The organism is Weissella thailandensis (assembly GCF_001932615.1).
Taxonomy (GTDB): domain Bacteria; phylum Bacillota; class Bacilli; order Lactobacillales; family Lactobacillaceae; genus Weissella; species Weissella thailandensis.
The window spans coordinates 1,018,867-1,036,382 of the sequence record NZ_CP014332.1 but is presented as its reverse complement, the minus strand read 5'-3'; the positions used below and the strand labels follow the sequence as shown (position 1 = coordinate 1,036,382).

At 36.7% G+C, this 17,516-nt stretch carries 17 protein-coding genes and 1 riboswitch; of the genes, 13 read left to right on the top strand and 4 right to left on the bottom strand.

What is annotated here, in order from left to right:
* Positions 1-107 precede the first annotated feature (107 nt).
* From FOL01_RS05035 to trmB, 3 genes are read left to right on the top strand one after another with little or no spacing between them, the layout of a single operon-like run.
* Positions 108-806 (top strand): ABC transporter ATP-binding protein, encoded by a 699-nt coding sequence (locus FOL01_RS05035; protein ID WP_075269645.1) that lies wholly within the window; start codon positions 108-110, stop codon positions 804-806.
* 5 nt (positions 807-811) lie between these two features.
* Positions 812-1,921, top strand: a complete 1,110-nt coding sequence (locus FOL01_RS05030) for an ABC transporter permease (protein WP_075269644.1) — start codon at positions 812-814, stop codon at positions 1,919-1,921.
* Positions 1,905-2,567, top strand: a complete 663-nt coding sequence (trmB, locus tag FOL01_RS05025) for a tRNA (guanosine(46)-N7)-methyltransferase TrmB (RefSeq protein WP_075269643.1) — start codon at positions 1,905-1,907, stop codon at positions 2,565-2,567. The genes FOL01_RS05030 and trmB overlap by 17 nt, the downstream gene beginning before the upstream one ends.
* Positions 2,568-2,643: 76 nt before the next feature.
* Here trmB and FOL01_RS05020 read toward each other — a convergent pair whose 3' ends face one another.
* Positions 2,644-3,069 (bottom strand): DUF2507 domain-containing protein, encoded by a 426-nt coding sequence (locus FOL01_RS05020; protein ID WP_075269642.1) that lies wholly within the window; start codon positions 3,067-3,069, stop codon positions 2,644-2,646.
* Between the two features lie 107 nt (positions 3,070-3,176).
* On the opposite strand from FOL01_RS05020, the gene FOL01_RS05015 reads away from it, so the two are divergent.
* From FOL01_RS05015 to FOL01_RS04980, 9 genes are all read left to right on the top strand, one after another.
* Positions 3,177-4,082, top strand: coding sequence for an ADP-ribosylglycohydrolase family protein (locus tag FOL01_RS05015; RefSeq protein ID WP_237342647.1), 906 nt, complete (start codon positions 3,177-3,179; stop codon positions 4,080-4,082).
* Between the two features lie 72 nt (positions 4,083-4,154).
* Complete coding sequence (locus FOL01_RS05010; RefSeq protein WP_075269640.1) at positions 4,155-5,105, top strand: AEC family transporter; 951 nt, start codon at positions 4,155-4,157, stop codon at positions 5,103-5,105.
* Between the two features lie 114 nt (positions 5,106-5,219).
* Positions 5,220-5,369 carry a hypothetical protein gene (locus FOL01_RS11195; RefSeq protein WP_165845859.1) on the top strand — a complete coding sequence of 50 codons (150 nt, stop codon included), beginning with the start codon at positions 5,220-5,222 and terminating at the stop codon, positions 5,367-5,369.
* A gap of 164 nt (positions 5,370-5,533) precedes the next feature.
* Positions 5,534-6,952: a Sapep family Mn(2+)-dependent dipeptidase gene (locus FOL01_RS05005; protein WP_075269639.1), complete on the top strand. Its 1,419-nt coding sequence runs from the start codon at positions 5,534-5,536 to the stop codon at positions 6,950-6,952.
* Positions 6,953-7,010: 58 nt separating this feature from the next.
* A riboswitch (TPP riboswitch) is annotated at positions 7,011-7,111 on the top strand.
* 70 nt (positions 7,112-7,181) lie between these two features.
* Positions 7,182-8,006 carry a bifunctional hydroxymethylpyrimidine kinase/phosphomethylpyrimidine kinase gene (gene thiD / locus FOL01_RS05000; RefSeq protein WP_075269638.1) on the top strand — a complete coding sequence of 275 codons (825 nt, stop codon included), beginning with the start codon at positions 7,182-7,184 and terminating at the stop codon, positions 8,004-8,006.
* A complete protein-coding gene (locus FOL01_RS04995; protein ID WP_075269637.1) occupies positions 8,003-8,623 on the top strand; it encodes a TenA family protein in 621 nt (206 codons plus the stop codon). The genes thiD and FOL01_RS04995 overlap by 4 nt, the downstream gene beginning before the upstream one ends.
* Positions 8,624-8,680: 57 nt before the next feature.
* Positions 8,681-8,980 (top strand): MTH1187 family thiamine-binding protein, encoded by a 300-nt coding sequence (locus FOL01_RS04990; protein WP_075269636.1) that lies wholly within the window; start codon positions 8,681-8,683, stop codon positions 8,978-8,980.
* A gap of 235 nt (positions 8,981-9,215) precedes the next feature.
* Positions 9,216-10,487, top strand: a complete 1,272-nt coding sequence (locus FOL01_RS04985; RefSeq protein ID WP_075269635.1) for an OFA family MFS transporter — start codon at positions 9,216-9,218, stop codon at positions 10,485-10,487.
* Positions 10,488-10,621: 134 nt separating this feature from the next.
* A complete protein-coding gene (locus FOL01_RS04980; RefSeq protein ID WP_075269634.1) occupies positions 10,622-11,416 on the top strand; it encodes a TraX family protein in 795 nt (264 codons plus the stop codon).
* 65 nt (positions 11,417-11,481) lie between these two features.
* Here the strand turns inward: FOL01_RS04980 and FOL01_RS04975 are convergent, their stop codons facing one another.
* Together FOL01_RS04975 and FOL01_RS04970 are read right to left on the bottom strand one after the other, a co-directional pair.
* A complete protein-coding gene (locus tag FOL01_RS04975; RefSeq protein WP_075269633.1) occupies positions 11,482-13,167 on the bottom strand; it encodes a glycoside hydrolase family 13 protein in 1,686 nt (561 codons plus the stop codon).
* Positions 13,168-13,224: 57 nt separating this feature from the next.
* Positions 13,225-14,604 carry an SLC45 family MFS transporter gene (locus FOL01_RS04970; RefSeq protein ID WP_075269632.1) on the bottom strand — a complete coding sequence of 460 codons (1,380 nt, stop codon included), beginning with the start codon at positions 14,602-14,604 and terminating at the stop codon, positions 13,225-13,227.
* 203 nt (positions 14,605-14,807) lie between these two features.
* Between FOL01_RS04970 and FOL01_RS04965 the strand changes: the two genes are divergently transcribed.
* Positions 14,808-15,821, top strand: a complete 1,014-nt coding sequence (locus FOL01_RS04965; protein ID WP_075269631.1) for a LacI family DNA-binding transcriptional regulator — start codon at positions 14,808-14,810, stop codon at positions 15,819-15,821.
* 556 nt (positions 15,822-16,377) lie between these two features.
* Here FOL01_RS04965 and FOL01_RS04960 read toward each other — a convergent pair.
* Entirely contained in the window at positions 16,378-17,511 is a 1,134-nt protein-coding gene (locus FOL01_RS04960; RefSeq protein ID WP_075269630.1) for an IS30 family transposase, read from the bottom strand.
* Positions 17,512-17,516 lie beyond the last annotated feature (5 nt).

Genomic DNA, 17,516 nt, shown 5'->3' with positions numbered 1-17,516 from the left:
CTCTAACTTTACTTTCATTATACAGTTAATTATAATTTCTGTCTGGTATAAATAATGATATGTTTTTTGGTAAAATAGAATAAACAATAGAAATACAGGTATATATCATGAGCTTAGAAATTAAAAACTTATCTGGCGGATATGGCAAATTAACCGTTTTGAAGGACATTTCATTTACCGTTTCCGATGGTACATTGACTGCATTAGTCGGTCTAAATGGCTCTGGAAAATCAACAACGATCAATCATATTATTGGGCTACTACAACCGAAGCAGGGTAGTATTGTCCTAAATAATTTGCTATTGGACCAAGAGCCTGTTGCCTATAAATCACAACTTGCGTACATTCCTGAGCAACCAATCGTATATGAAGAACTAACCTTAAAAGAACATCTTGAATTAACAATTGCTGCTTATCATTTAGATGAAAAAGTCGCTTGGCAAAGGGCCGAAAAACTATTAAATATCTTTCGACTAAATGATAAATTAACATGGTTCCCAACACATTTTTCAAAAGGTATGCGTCAAAAAGTAATGATTGTCATGGCCTTTATTACAGATGCAAAATTATTCATCATTGATGAACCATTTTTAGGATTGGACGTCATTGCAGTCAATGATTTGTTAAAACTAATTGATAGTCGAAAAAAAGAAGGGACTAGTTTTTTACTTACAACACATGTTTTAGACACGATTGCAGATCATGCTGACCAATTTGTCTATCTTAAGGATGGTCAAGTAGCTGCTGCAGGTGCAGCAAGTGAATTTACGAAACTCGTACCAGAATTAGCTGTAAGTAAGGAATAATGTCAATGAAATTAACTTATCTATTTAAAGATCGCCTTGCGAAGAGGTGGCAACAGTATCTCAAGTACCTCAGATATGTTTTTAATGACCATGCTGTATTAGCATTGTTTATTTTAGCAGGAGCAGGTGGTCTAGCATATCAATCATTATGGCAAAATGCACCTATTAATATCTGGACCAAAAGCATACTGCTTATTGTTATTTTAGTGACTTTCGTTTTTTTCAAAAACCCAACCAACTTAATAAAACAGGCAGATCCAACGGCCTTGTTAGGAGACGAAGCAGTTCTACGTACACTACTAAAACAAGCAACAATATATAGTATGATTGTTAACGGTATCGTTGAAGGAATTTTGTTAGTCGCACTGTGGCCGATGATGTTTCACTTACTAACAAACTCACTGGCGTTAATTTTAATTTCCACTGTGATTTTAATTGCATTAAAAATGTTGCTTACCTATATTATTGCAAGTAAGCAGCGCCTATTTCCAGATACAACGGATTCAAAATTAATCAATTGGCGTCATCTGGTTATGACAGAAGAAAATCATCAGTTCATCGTCTTATCATTTTATAACCTATTTATTGATGTACCGGGAATTACTCCAAAAATTAAGCGGCAATCTTGGGCTGATTCATTCATTAAAATGTGGGGTAAACATGTTCATAATCCACTCATTAAACTCTATGTCACAGCATTTATCCGCCGCACACAATATATTAAGTTATGGTTCCGCCTGACCATTTTCGGTGGGTTTGCTGCATGGTTTACTACTGGCTGGCTGCAAACCATTCTATTGATCATATTATTTTACTTACTAGTATTGCAGTTAATACCACTAAGCAATGTGCACAAACATATCGTTTTTAATTTTCTATATCCAATCACAAGTCGCCAACGCATACAAGCATTCCAGTACGCTATCTTGCCATGGCTAGCAATAACACAGTTAATCTGGCTAATCATTGCTTTTATGGCTACTACTAGCATTAATTTGTTGTTACAAAACCTAATTTGCCTTGTCGTAATAGGGGGCGTTTTGGTATTCTGGTATACGAAACAAAAAATAAATAAAAGCACACAAAGGAGAAATACTCGTGCGTTTACGAAATAAAAAATGGGCACAACCCTGGTTAGAAAATCATACAAACCTTGTAATAGATCAAGACCGAGCTGTCTCATTAAAGGGAAATTGGCAAAGCGTTTTTGAAAAAGAGCAGCCTTTACAAATTGAAATCGGAACTGGTAAGGGTCAATTCATTATCGGTATGGCTAAAAAATACCCAGAGATAAATTTTATCGGTATGGAAATCCAAGAAGCAGCAATCGCCGTTGCTGGTCGAAAAGCCGATGAAGATGAAGACACATTACCAAACTTAAAATTTATCTATGGTGATGGGGCAGGAGTAGATACCTACTTTGCTAAGGGTGAAGTCAGTAAGCTATTTTTGAATTTTTCTGATCCTTGGCCAAAAAAGCGTCACGAATCTCGACGTCTCACGTATAAATCATTCCTAAAAAGCTATCAGGCTGTGCTTCCTGAAGGCGGTGAAGTTGAATTTAAGACCGATAATCGAGGCCTTTTTGAATATTCACTTTATTCCTTCGCTAACTTTGGTATTCATTTTGAGCCAACCAGTATATCTTTAAACTTGCATGAAGATGACGATAAGATGGCTGATAATGTTGAAACCGAATATGAACACAAATTTGCATCTCAAGGTTATCCAATTTACAAATTTGTTGGTTCATTTAAATAATGACATAATAAAAAGACCTATGACTAACTCGATGTTTAATAATCTACGTTAATCATGGGTCTTTTAATTTTATTCATTAATTTGGCATCTCGACAGGTTCCTCTGTCATAACAGTAATCGTAACTGAATCTTTGCTAGCATCCCATTGGGCCTCTGCACCAGTATTCGTTAATTGCTGAATTGCTTGTGCCAAAAATCCAGCCTCTAGTGCAAAAACTGCATCCGGATGCTTACGCAATCTTTCATCAATAACAGGACCATTTAGTAACCATTTTTGCTCAGACGATTTTTGCTCAGTATTGGTAAGATAACCAAATCCCGCTGACATGAAGAAATTTTGGATTTCATTAATTCCTGCAAGTTGAAACTCACTTGCAATTGATTTACCGGCCCAATATGTAATCTCGGATTGATCTTCTTGTAATAATTCAGGTAGTAGATGATCGCGTAATAATACTAGTGAAAAGATGTCAAATTCCTGGTCTTGTCGTGATTCTGTCATTTTTTACTCCTTTTAACGTTCAAAGACAATTATAGTGTATTCCAGCTTAATTTGCCAACAGTTTACATGAGTGTTACAATTATGTTCTTGAAAGGATGGAGTTTTACATGGTTTTACCGTATAGTCCACTAAATAACAGTACACTAGGTTTAGTTACTGGTGATTTAATAGCACAACGGCAAGTTGATGGTCAGCGAACATCATGGAGTGGAGACTCCGCTTTAACTTTAGCAACAATCAGTAGTTTGTCATATGGATATAATTTAACTGATATGATGGATCGGTACCTGAGTTGGTATCAGTCTGGTGAATACACTAACCACGCTGAAAAACCAGTTGCAGTCGGTAGTACAACAACATTTGCGTTAGATAAGTATGAACGGACAAGTGACCCCTTTAATTCTGGAGGACGTGAAATGTCAGACAATGGTAACGGTGCGTTGATGCACATTACTCCCGTCGTACTATACTTACGTGCACAGTACGGTGAAGACTTTGTCTCTCACGCACCGGCGATGTTAATGTTACACCAAGTTACTGGTTTGACCCATAATCATCCCCAGTCACTGATTGCCAGTGGCTTATATGCGATGCTTGTCAATAATTTGTTACAAAATATGCCACTTATTGAAGCAGTGGATCAAGCTGTCAGTGGTTCATATGAATATTACTCACAGCATCAAATCTTTGCACAATTTTTACCAGCTTTCCAAGCTCTTAATAAGCCTGACTTAAAGAGTGAGTCTGCAGATTCATTGCGTACATCAGGTTATGTTGTTGATACATTAGAAGCGACTATTTGGGTTATACTAAATAGTACAAGCTTTGAAAGTGCAATATCACTTACAAAAACTTTACCAGGCGAGTCAGAACGCATTATGCCACTTGTTGGCGCATTAGCGGGTATACTATACCATCAAGAATTTCTTGATGCGTATCAAACAAATGATAAAGAATTAGAATTAGTGATGGCAACACTGCACCTAGCAAACAAAAGCCATAATTTTAATTAATCCTGTTGCATAAAAGATGGCGAAATTAGCCATCTTTTTTTAGTTATTTTAGAAAGGGGACGTTTATATTATATGACCGCGTTAACCCACAGTATCACTGGCGTATTAATGATTCTAGGCTTAGTAGCCATCGGTTTTATCTTAATTAAAGGAAATGTTTTTGATGATTCTGATGGTAAAATAAGTCGCTTTTTATCTGGTTTTATTTCAAAAGTTGCATTACCAGCATATTTAATCGTTCATATCCCACAAGATTTTACACCCAAAACATTACTTGCTATGGGGACAAATATATTGTTTCCCTTAGCTAGCATGGTGTTATTGTTAGTCTTGTCATTTTTTATTGCTCGAATTATTCATGTTGATCCAAAACATAAAGGCCTTTTTCAGTCGTTGCTTTTCAATTCAAACACGATAACCGTTGGTTTACCGGTGAATATGGCGTTATTTGGGACAAATAGTTTACCTTATGTCCTTATTTATTACATGGCTAATACAACCGTTTTTTGGACAATCGGTGTTTATATGATTTCAATTGATGGTAACCATAATAATAAACACTTTAATTTGAAGAAAACATTAGCTGGTGTGTTTAATCCACCAATGATTGCTCTGGTCATTTCATTGATATTAGTTTTTATAAATGTGAAACTACCGTCATTTTTAGTCACTGATTTAACAGAACTGGGGGATACCAACGTTCCCTTAGCCCTAATTTTTATTGGCTTTGCCATTGCCAAGACTTCTCGTAAAGAATTGTTACCAAATAAGGAGACTGTTACCCTGTCATTAAGCCGTTTTGTATTAGCACCACTAACAATGGCACTAATAATGATGCCTTTTGATTTGCCATCATTATTAAAACAAGTCTTTATCATTCAAGCGGCTATGCCAGCAATGACCAATGCCGCAGTTATGGCGCTCGAGTATAAAGCAGATTATAAATTTGCATCTATTAGTATCACGCAAACAACGTTATTAATGTTATTAGTCATACCTATTTTGATGTTCATCATTAGTTAGCCTCACGTTTTAAATTATATAAATTTCCTCTTGCATTACCCCCGTTACTCGTATTAGGGTAGGGGTGGTGGTTATCATATAACCATGTATTTAAAATAACTGGGAGGATTATTCATGACATTATTTGGTACGAAGGCTTGGGCTAAACAAACATTGAAAGCAGATGGTGTTAAAAAAATTTCAGTAGCCAAGCGTCCAAAGCGCCTTGCAAATACACCAACAATTGCTCTTTATCAAGAAATCATTCGTCGTGACTTGGTTTAGACTTTAAAACTTAATATATATATGCGTGTTGCAAAAGGTTTCGATTCTTTGCAACACGCTTTTTTGTTTATTTATTCGTATTATATTGTTTATGTTGCATATTATTTCATTTATTGCTAATATATATGTTAATATATGGAATTGTTTTTGGGAGGATTGCTTAAATGGGTACAATAAATGTCGCAACTTATCATGATGCTTGGCTTAATGATTTAACAGAATTACTAAAAATTCCTTCAGTCCGTGAAGATGCCTTGGCTTCAACGGAAGCACCATATGGTCCCGGTCCCAAGGCTGCCCTTGACTTCATGATGTCAATCGCAAAACGTGATGGTTTTGAAAAAATAGGGACAGTAGGTAATCGAGCTGGTTACATCTATATTGGTCCAGAAGATGATCCCGAACCAATTGGCGTTATTGTCCACGTTGACGTCGTGCCGGTTAATGACATTGATCAATGGCAAACGGACCCCTTTACACCAGTTATTAAAGCAGATAACCATATTTATGCACGTGGTGCTGATGACATGAAGTCTGCCGTTATGTTGACTTACTATGCAATTAAAGCCATTCAAGACGCTCATCTCCCATTGAAACATCAAATTCGCTTTATCATTGGTACAGACGAAGAAAGCGAATGGGCAGATATGCACCAATACTTTGCTGAAGAAGGGGCACTACAGTATGGCTTTTCACCAGACGGCGCAGCAGATTTATCATACGGTGAAAAAGGTATTAGCCAACTCGACTTGTATTTTGATGCAACTAATCCTGAAAATACGACCATTCAACTAATTAATTTTAAAAGTGGTTCAGCAACGAATGTTTTACCTGGTTTTGCTGAAGCCACATTCTCTGGTATTCCTACCAATAGCTTACAAGAAAGCTTTGAGCAATATTGTCAAACAGAAAACATTACGGGTGAACTAAAACAAAAAGATAATCAAACCACCCTTACTGTGCAGGGAGTTGCAACCCATGCTGCGCGACCAGAAACTGGTAAAAATGCCGCTACTTATCTAGCTAACTTTTTGACACAATACGATTTTGAGGGAAATGCGGCTAACTTCTTACAATTCATTGGGCAGAAACTACACAAGGATCCCTATGGGGAACAATCTGGATATGGTAAAGCAGAACCAAAACTTGGCAAAACAAGTCAAAATATTGGTATTACCGACTTCATTGTCAATAAAACTGGTCATATCAATCTTAATTTCCGTCACTCATTAGCTTTTGATGAAGCAGACACGGTTTCACAAATTCTTTCAGATGAACCTTGGCTAACGAAAATTATTCGTGATCCCGCAGGTGTTGTACCACATTATGTCGGTAAAGATAATCAATTGGTTAAATTATTAGCAGATGCCTATGAATCAGTTACTGGTAAAGCACCAGACCAAGGCGTCAACGGTGGAGCTTCATTCGGTCGTTTAATGTCGAGTGGTGTCGGATTTGGGGTTATTCCAACTGATGAACCTTCAACAGCTCACGGAGCTAATGAATCATTCAATTTGTCAAATTATGAAAGCGGTATGAAGCTTTTAATAGCGGAAATTCTTGCTTTATCAGACAACCTTTAAATGAATTATTATCATATTGACCTTCAAAGCGATACATGTGATAATTAATATATAATTTAATATTTACTAGGGGAGCCTCTTTTAGGCTGAGACGTTAAACAACGGACCCTTTGAACCTGTTTAGTTAGGACTAACGAAGGAAAGTAATGGTCAATGCGATTTCAAAGCACAGAAAACCGATTTCCTGGTTTTCTGTGCTTTTTAATTTGCCATATATTTGGGAGGAATCATGATAGACGTACCACAAGTTATTACAATTGCTTCAACTGATGCCAGTGGTGGGGCTGGTATTAACGCTGATTTAAAGACATTCCATAATCAAGGAGTATATGCAGCAACGATTGTTGTTGGCATCACTGCTCAAAATACCTATGGTGTACAAGATCAACACCCAATTCCAGCAAATTTTATCCTAGAAGAATTTAAAAGCATTGCGGATGATTTAGATATTAAAGCTGCCAAAACCGGCGCATTATTAGATGAAACACGTGTTCATGCTGTTGCTCAAGGATGGCAAGCATATAACCTTGGTAAACTGATCATTGATCCCGTCATGGTCGCAAAAGGTGGTGCACATTTATTAAGTGACCCAGCCATTGAGGCCTTAAAGAATGAGCTTATCCCATTAGCATTTTTAATCACTCCAAATTTGCCCGAAGCTGAAGTACTTGTTGGTAACTCATTGGAAACAAATAGTGACATTATAAATGCGGCTATTAAAATACAAAAAATGGGGGCTGACAATGTTTTAATAAAGGGTGGTCATCGTGCTAGTACAAATAATGAATATGCTGATTATATTTTATATGAAGATGGTTCGTCAGAATGGCTGACAACCCCCGGCATAAAAACTAATCGAACACATGGAACTGGTGATACGTTGTCATCATTTATAACTGCCAATTTAGCTAAAGGATACAATCTAAAAAGTATCATGCCGCAAGCCAAGGAATTCACCTATGAAGCTATCCGTCAAACGATTAATGTCGGTCATGGTCATGGGCCATTAAACCATTGGGTAAAAGTAACTATGGAGACGGAGGATAATCAATGAGTTTTCACGAATTTTTATTACAACAATCCGCACCAATCCTAGATGATATTTATCAGTCATCGTTCGTGCAAGGCATTGGATACAACAATCTATCACAAGCACAACGAGACTATTATGTTGCACAAGATAGCTATTATACTGATTATTTTAGTAAATTGTTTGATTTAACAACGGCAAAATTAACACCGTTACAACAAGCATCTAAGCCATCAGCTACCGATGAACAAGATGCCCATGATGCGCTCTTAGCTAGTCCGGCAATGTCGAACATTACGCCAGATCAACATAACTTAGCCTATCTAAAGCATATGGAAACGGCCATTACGGCAGGCGATGCAACCAATGCAATGCTCGCGTTGCTACCATGTACCGAATCGTATCATCTAATTGGTAAACACTTCCTTAAGGCAACGCCAAATAATACTTATGAGCCATGGTTATCATATTATACAAGCCCTGAATACCAGGCTTTCACACAATGGAGTTGGCAAGTAATCGATCAGCAGGTACCTGACTGGCAACAGTTGTCTCATGAAATACAACAAACTTATTTAGCAACCTACCTAACTTCTTATCGCTATGAACTGACCTTTTGGGAGCATGCCGCAAAGCACTGATTGTTATCTATAATGTTACAATAGTCATAGACTATGTATTAAAGAGAGGGAATAAAAATGAATACATTAATTTCAGTTGCAATTGCACCCTTTGGTGTTGGTGATGAATTAAGCGGTTATGTGAATGATATTATTGGCGTAATTGAAGAGTCAGGCCTAACCTACAAAACAACGGCAATGGGGACAGAAATTGAAGGGGAATGGTCAGAGGTCATGACTACTGTCCAAAAAGCCATTCAGACATTAACCGATAAGGGTATTCGTGCTTATGTTTCACTGAATGCCGATATTCGTCCTGGTCATACTAATACGATTGAAACGAAACTGCAAAAACTTGATCATAAGCTAGAAAGATAACAACTTTCTTTTATAGACAAAAAACAATCCTATCATTAATAAATTCAAGACTAAATAGATTGAAGCATAAGACGTGTTTCAATCTTTTTTTCTGTCAAAAAGAATCCAAATGAAATAAGTTCCTAATTATTATAATATTTAATATAGACAAATCCCGTAAATAGGACTATATTAAATGTCGCAAGCGTTTTCAAGATGCTTGTAGTTAATTTAGGTTTTTTAAGGAGATATTATTATGCAAACCGCATTATCATCAAAGGGTCAGCCAAAGGTTGTAAACCGCTGGCTGGTAATCTTTGGTACTGCTCTGGTGCAATTGGGTGTGGGAACCTTTTACGCATGGAGTATTTTTAACACACCAATTCTGAAAATGTTTCATCAATTGGTAATAGACCCAGCTACAGGTAAAACTGCAGCTGTTCAACCTCATTTAGGTTCTGTTTCATTGATTTTTTCAATCGGAGCACTTTCTTTATCATTATCAACAATCTTTGTTGGTGCATTGGTCAAAAAATTCGGTGTACGAAAAGTGACCATGTCAGCAGGTATTTTATTCGGTATTGCAATTTTCATTGCTTCTCGCGTTAGTTCTATTGATCAATTATGGTTATATTACTTATCAGCAGGTGTCATGCTAGGAGTTGCTGATGGTATCGCATATATGGCAACTTTGTCAAACGCCATCAAATGGTTCCCCGAGAAAACAGGTCTAATCTCTGGTATTTCTGTCGCATTCTATGGTTTAGGTTCATTTGTTTTTAAATATATTGATTCAGCAGTTTTAGGTACTAATATTGTACACAATCTACCATATGCTTTAATGACTTGGGGATTCTTATCAATGCTTCTAATCGTTGGTGGGGCCTTTTTCATTCATGATGCTCCGGAAGCCAAAGAAGAGAATGTTGTTGATGATCCAACTCATCATGAATTCACGACACGTGAAATGTTACGTAAACCACAAGCTTACTTGCTCTTTATTGCTTTACTAACCATTTCTTTGTCAGTGTACTTAACTGGAATCGCATCAAACTTGGGAACAAACCTTGCTGGATTAGACATTGCCCAAGCTACCAATATTGTTGCCGTTGTTGCAATTGCCAACACGATTGGTCGTTTCTTAATTGGATCACTTTCAGACAAATTCGGCCGTAAGTCAATGTTCATTCTGTCATATGTCGTCACATTTATTGCGGTCGCAACTTTAGCCTTTAGTAGTCACTTAAGTGTATCAGCATTTTACGCTGCAATGATTGCTGTGGGCTTCTTCTTCGGTGGTACGATTACTGTCTATCCAACAATGGTCGGTGATTATTTCGGTTTGAAGAACCATAGCCAGAACTACTCACTAATTTACCAAGGTTTTGGGTTCGGAAGTTTAGCTGGTGCGGTTATCTTGTCACTAGCTGGCGGTAACTTATCAGTTGTCTTCAATATCTATTTGGTCATGTTGGTTGTTTCATTATTGATTTGGATATTTATTAAGAAACCCGTTTACAAAAAATAATTTATTTTATAAATAGAAAAATTTTAGCTACTAATTTTGTATAAATTAGTAGCTTTTTTAATACTATTTTCTGTATAATATCATTTGGGGCAATTTTATAAATCAAATGCATAACCCCGAGTGAGAGGATTTTTATGAAAACACAATCAGGACATTTCTTACAACTAACAACTTTTGATCTTAAAATCATCGGGATAGTCTTGATGGTTATTGATCACTTTCATCAAACCTTCGTACCCTTTGGTGCACCAACATGGTTGGATTGGTTTGGCCGTCCAGTAGCAACCATATTCTTTTTTACCGCTGTAGTTGGATTTTCCCATACCCATAGTAAAAAATCTTATATGTTACGTTTGTACATTAGTATGGTCGTTATGGCAGTGCTCATGAGTCTGACACAACAACTTATCAATTTTGATCAGGTCCAATTAATTAATAACATATTCCGTGATTTATTTATTGGTACAATTTTTATGGCAGCGGTTGACCAGTTTGAGAAGGTACCTGATGGTCATGCTGGTAAACATATAACACTTGGAATTTTCTTATTCTTGTTACCATTCTTACTGTCACTAGTCATGTTGCCATTATTGACCACAGGTGGTTCAATCTCCTTTGGACACAGGCTAGCAATGCAAGCATTATTAGCCATTAACCCAGCTATTTTACTTGCTGAGAACGGTCTAATGGTCTTACTCATTCCAATCATGTATATATTCCGTAAGGTCCGTTGGGCACAGCTAGTAAGTATCCTAGTTGTTGCAGCTATCTATGGATTCTTCGGTTCTACACAATGGATGATGCTTTTTGCAATCATTCCAATCGCCTTATACAATGGCGCAAAAGGGCATGGCATGAAGTATTTCTTCTATATTTTCTATCCAGCCCATATCATTTTCTTATATGCACTTGCAGCTTGGTTATACTAAAAAATATGACATACAAAAAGAGCACACCGCTCAAGAAGGGGTGTGCTCTTTTCATGTTCTAAAAATTACTTTGCGTAACGATAAACTTTTGCTTCAAATGGTCGTAATACTGAACCTTGGTCATCTTTATAATTACTAATCAAAACTTCTGCATTATCAGGTACTTGATAATCACGAGTTTGTTCATCTGCAGTAAAGTTATTGATAACCAACAATTCCTCATTATCACCAATACGCTTGTAAGTATAAACTTCTTCATCTTCAGGGTCCAAAAGTTGGTAATGTCCTGTTGTAATGATAGGCAACTCATGGCGTAGTTGAATCAACTTTTGATAGTAGTAGAATACTGAATCCTTATCTGCTAAGGCTTCTTCAACGTTGATCGTATCAAAATTATCGTTCATCTTAAGCCATGGTGTTCCTTGCGTAAAGCCGGCATTTTTACTTGCATCCCATTGCATAGGAGTACGAGCGTTATCACGACCCTTATAATGAACATAGCGCAATAATGTATCATCATCTATCAAATGATCTTTATTAACTAGATACTCACGAGCATTTAAAATCTCAATGTCATTAAAGTCATCCCAGCCTAGATTATAAGCATTAGTCATTCCAATTTCTTCACCTTGATAGATGTAAGGGGTTCCTTGCATAAAGTGTAGTAGGGTAGCTGCCATCTTAGCAGAAACGACACGGAACTCTGGCTTATCACTACCATAACGACTAACCGCACGTGGCTGATCGTGGTTATTCCAGTATAGTGAATTCCATGCTTTACCATCAAGTTCATATTGCCACTTACTTAGGTTTTCCTTCAACTTAGGTAGAGAAACACGTTTATCATACCACTTACCTAAAGCATCATCAGGATTACCATCTAATTCAACGTGTTCAAATTGGAACACCATATTTAATTCTTTACCGTCATTTGAGGCATACTCTTTAGCGTTTTCAATATCAACACCAGATGCTTCACCAACAGTCATCATATCCGCATTATTTAGGACCTTATCGCGCATTTCTTGCAAGTATTGGTGAACGCGGGGACCATTCGCAACTGCACGGTTTGAATTACCATAGATATCACCTTCAGGGACCTTACCATCTGGCAAACCATCTGGCTTAGAAATCAATGAGATAACATCCATACGGAAACCATCAATTCCTTTATCGACCCACCAGTTCATCATATTCCAGATAGTATCACGTAACTTAGGATTCTCCCAGTTGAGATCTGGTTGCCCCTCGGCAAATAGGTGTAGGTAGTATTGACCAGTTTTCTCGTCAAACTTCCAAGCTGATCCTGAGAAGAATGAACCCCAATTATTTGGTTCATGACCATCCACTGGATCACGCCAAATGTAGAAGTCACGTTTGTCATTATCCTTTGATGAACGACTTTCAATAAACCACTTGTGTTGATCAGAAGAGTGGTTAACAACCAAGTCCATCACAATTTTCAAGCCACGTTCATGCGCTGCGGCAAGCAGGTGGTCAAATTGTTCCATATCTCCAAACTCTGGGTTAATACTTTGATAGTCGGAAATATCATAACCATTATCCTTATTAGGTGAGTTGTAAACGGGGTTTAGCCAAATGACATCGGCACCTAACTTTTTAACATAATCTAAGTGTTGCTCAACACCTTTCAAATCTCCGATACCATCGTTATTTGAATCTTGGAATGAGCGAGGGTAGATTTGATAAACAACCGCTTTTTGCCACCACTTAATATCTTCTTCTGCCATTATTATTCTCTCCAATCTATTTCTTAATACTGAGTAACTTGTTTTTATTTAATTGTGTTAAATATCATCACGAACCAACCAGATAGCACATCCACCAATAAAGAAGGCAATAGCTGCAACGATAAACATGTTAGCCATTGAACCACCGATAGCAGGCAAGATTAGGAAGCTAACTGATGATGCAACGATTTGTGGAATACAAATGAAGCAATTGAACAATCCTAAAATAATACCATCATGCTTACCATCTAATGAATTCGTTAGGATAGTAAATGGAATTGTAATCAAAGCAATCCAAGCGATACCAAATAGGGCGAAGGCAATGATTGATGTTAACTTTGTTGTCCCAAAGGCGACCATTAGGAATCCAATACCACCCAAAATTAAACTAACTGTATATGCAGGTCGACGTGTCTTCTTAGTCAATCTTGCAAAGAACAAACCAACAACAATCGCAACAACTGAGTAAACTGCTTGTACAATACCGAACCAATTTCCTGCCTCTTGATAACCAGCAGTAGATGGGTCAGTAACATGCCAGATGTTTTCAGCTAGGGCACCTGTAGAATAAGTCCACATGTAAGGAATAGCAAACCAAACAAAGAATTCGACAATTCCTAGTAACCAAAATTCCTTTGGTGCACTTTTTAGCACATTTAGAATTGAAGCTTTTTCATTTTGTTCTTCTTTTGAAATTTCATGATACTTGGCCATTTCTTCCGGTGTGTATTCTTTAACATTCGCAATAGTAAAGATTGCCGAAAGTGCCAAGATGATTGCTGATGCATAAAATGAAATTTTAACAGAAAGAGGCACTTCACCACGTGGTGCAGTATTTGCAACTCCTGCAGCCGTCAATATGAACGGAAAGACAAAGGCGACCAAACCTCCTAAGCTTCCCCAAACATTCTGCATTGACCATAATGAATTTGACTGCTTTTCATTCGCCATATCAGGAATAATCATCTTGAATGGTTGTTGTGAAACGTTAGATGCCAAATCCATAAACAACACGGTAACAGCTCCGAACCAAAGCGCAGCCGCAGAGCCATATCCAAATCCAAATGACCCTGCATTAGGAAGCATTAACATAACAATAAATGAAACAACTGATCCACCAATCAAATAGGGCATCCGTCGTCCTAATTTTGGTATCCATGTTTTATCAGAAAAATAACCAACTAAAGGCTGCATGATCATTCCAGCCAATGGAGGCAAGATGAAGAAGAAACCTAAGTTATTTGGATCTGCACCAATGGTTTGGAAAATACGTCCCATACTACCGGTTTGCATCGAAAATGCGACCTGTGTACCAAAATATCCAAAAGTCATCATAAACATTTGAACTTTTGTCAAATTTGGTAGTTTATTTTTCACTTTTACAGATGACTCTGTTTCTCTCAGATTATCATCTACTACGTTTGTTGACTTATCCATAAAAATCCCCTCACAAATCAAATAGAATATAAAATATTTCGTAAAACTTGTACAAACGTTTACGCAATTCATTGTAAGCGTTTCCAAATATTCTGTCAAGTTGTTTTAAATTTGTAATAATTTATGAATTTGTTGTAATTTGTATGGAGTCATTGGCAAGACCGTGTATAATAAATACACAGGATACAAGTTAGGAGTTGCTCATGAAAGTCACATTAAAAGACGTTGCTGATGCTGCTAATTTATCAGTTGCATCAGTTTCGCGTATACTGACAAATCGTGGTCGCTACAGCGAAGTCACAGCAAAGCGCGTCAGAGAATTAGCTCAGAAAATGGGTTATTATAAAAATCAAAATGCAGCTGATTTATCTAGTAAAAAAAGTCGCGCTGTTGGGGTTGTTGTGCCACTAATACATACAAATTTCGCCGATGAAGTAATCAAAGGACTTTATGAGGCGACGATCTCATCTGGTTATGAACTATTAATTACATACCTTGATGAAAACGAAGATCATCAATATCAAGTGTTCCAAACATTGCTATCAAGGCAAGTAGGGGCTGTTTTTATGTTGTCTTTGGATATTCCATCATGGATGGTCAATACGCTTTTAGAAGAAAAAATATCTGTCATTTCATTAACAGCTTTGCTAAACGATCAAGTATCGGCAGTTACCTCAGATGAATCCGAAATGATGAACACAATTATTGACTATTTAGTAACTATGGGCCATAAAAATATTGCTTTAATTGGTGATACAAAATTGACAACGATTATATCAAACACACGTCGTACTAACTTTATTAAGTTAATGCATGCGCATGGCTTAACAGATGATAATATGTTTCTCTATGGAACTGATCATACTTACGAGACTGGTTATAACAGTGTGACAACCGACTATGATATCAATCATCTGCCATTTACAGCTGCCGTCGCAACTGCCGACCTAGTTGGCCAAGGACTAGCAAACGCAATGCTTGATCATGGCAAAAAAGTCCCTGATGATTTATCCATAGTAACTATTGACGGACTCCAGCAGACTGAAATAGCTCGTCCAAAATTAACTACTATTCAGCAAAACTTTCCGGAAATTGGACGTGTGGCTATGCAGCTTTTCTTGAATTCAGATTCTTCAAACAAAGATCCTCAAGTGATTTACATTCCAACAGAATTAATTCAACGTGACAGTGTTTTAAACCTAAATGCCAAAATATAAACTGAAAATGTGACTCGTAATTAATATTTTAAAAAATTACGAGTCACATTTTTTATACAAAAAGCAACGATAAACAAAAAATTGTCTGGTTTTGTTGATAGAACCTTAATTTGTCAGTATAAATAAAGGGGCAGTAAGAACTATTTATTCGTCAAAAAAATTAGTTATTCTAGTTTACATAATATATATTATCGAAAGTTATATGACAAAGGTACTGTCAAGTATTTGATGCAACATTATTTTTATTGCCGTTTTTTACATGTACTGTAAACGTTATCGCACCAGTTTTAGTGGCATTTTTTTACATTTTTATAACAAAAGTCATTTTGGCAAAATTTTTTGTCTTTATTTATATTTCTACTTTAATTAACTCTTATAATTAACGCTTTATACTTTTTAACACAATCTATGTACGATTGTTTAAGTTAGACTAGCATTTTAAGACACATCAAAATGCACCTCATCAAAATACAATTTTAATCAGGTGTTCCTGAACTTTTTGCGATTAATCAAATTGCTGTACTGTTGTTATGTATGTTGTTTAACCATTTTTCAATTAGCTAGCTACTAATTGACCGTTATGCTGGGTACGTTGCCGTAGACGCCTAGTCGCACGCTTAAACAGATATTGTGGTGATTTCTGCTGCTTATTAACGTGCGTTAATGGCTTACTATTAATTTCAGCGACCACTTGATTGACTCGTTGTTGGCTGACATCGCTTAATTGCGTTCCCTTAGGGAAATACCATCTAGCACGTAAATTACGATTGGTACGTTCATTTGTCCCACGTTCATACGGGGCATAACTATTAGCGATATAGAGATCGCCTAAATGATGTAAGATGAATTTAGTAACGACACTATTAACAAATTCTTGTCCATTATCACATGTGATTGATTTCACGTATTGACCAAACAATTTTTTAAACTGGACTAACACTTTAAGAATATTCAAGGCACTTTTGGACTTTGCTTTCAAAGCAACTTGAAAACGTGTTTTACGCTCAACAAAGGTCACTAGCAAGGAATCATTCCTTTTCTTTCCTTCCACACCATCCATTTCCCAATGACCGAATGCTTTTCTTTGATTAACTTTGGCAGGTCTATCATTAATGCTTTGTCGTTTGCCGATGTATTTATAACTTTCTTTAAATTGTATTTTGTTCCATTCTGCTGGATAAAAATGACGTTTTTTACGACTATATGTTTTGTGTAGCCGTACTTTATATCTATTTAGCTGTCGGTTGATACTTCGTTTAAATCGACGACCTTGCATCGGTAAATCTTTTTCCGTAACACCGGGAATTTGATTATGGTTAATCCAGGTATAAATAATTGTCGTGTTTGAAAATAAGCGTTGATGTTTAGCAACAACTTGACCCGGTGTATAGTGGTGATCATGTATTTCTTTTTTTAAAACTTGTTGTTTATAGGGCGTGAGTGACGTTGGCCGACCAGCATGGTGTCGCCGATTGTTCGCTCTAAACTGAGCATCACGTGCCCGATACATTGACTTAATCAAATTAGTAGGATAATTCAGATTATTTTTAGGTGAATCCTGCGTTCCTCGTCTGATTTCACGAGTAATAGTAGATCGACTAAAATTTAAGCGCCGAGCAATATTTGCCAGCGAATAACCTTCCTTGAGTAATAATTCAATTTTGATACGTGTTTCATAAGTAATTAACATGTAAC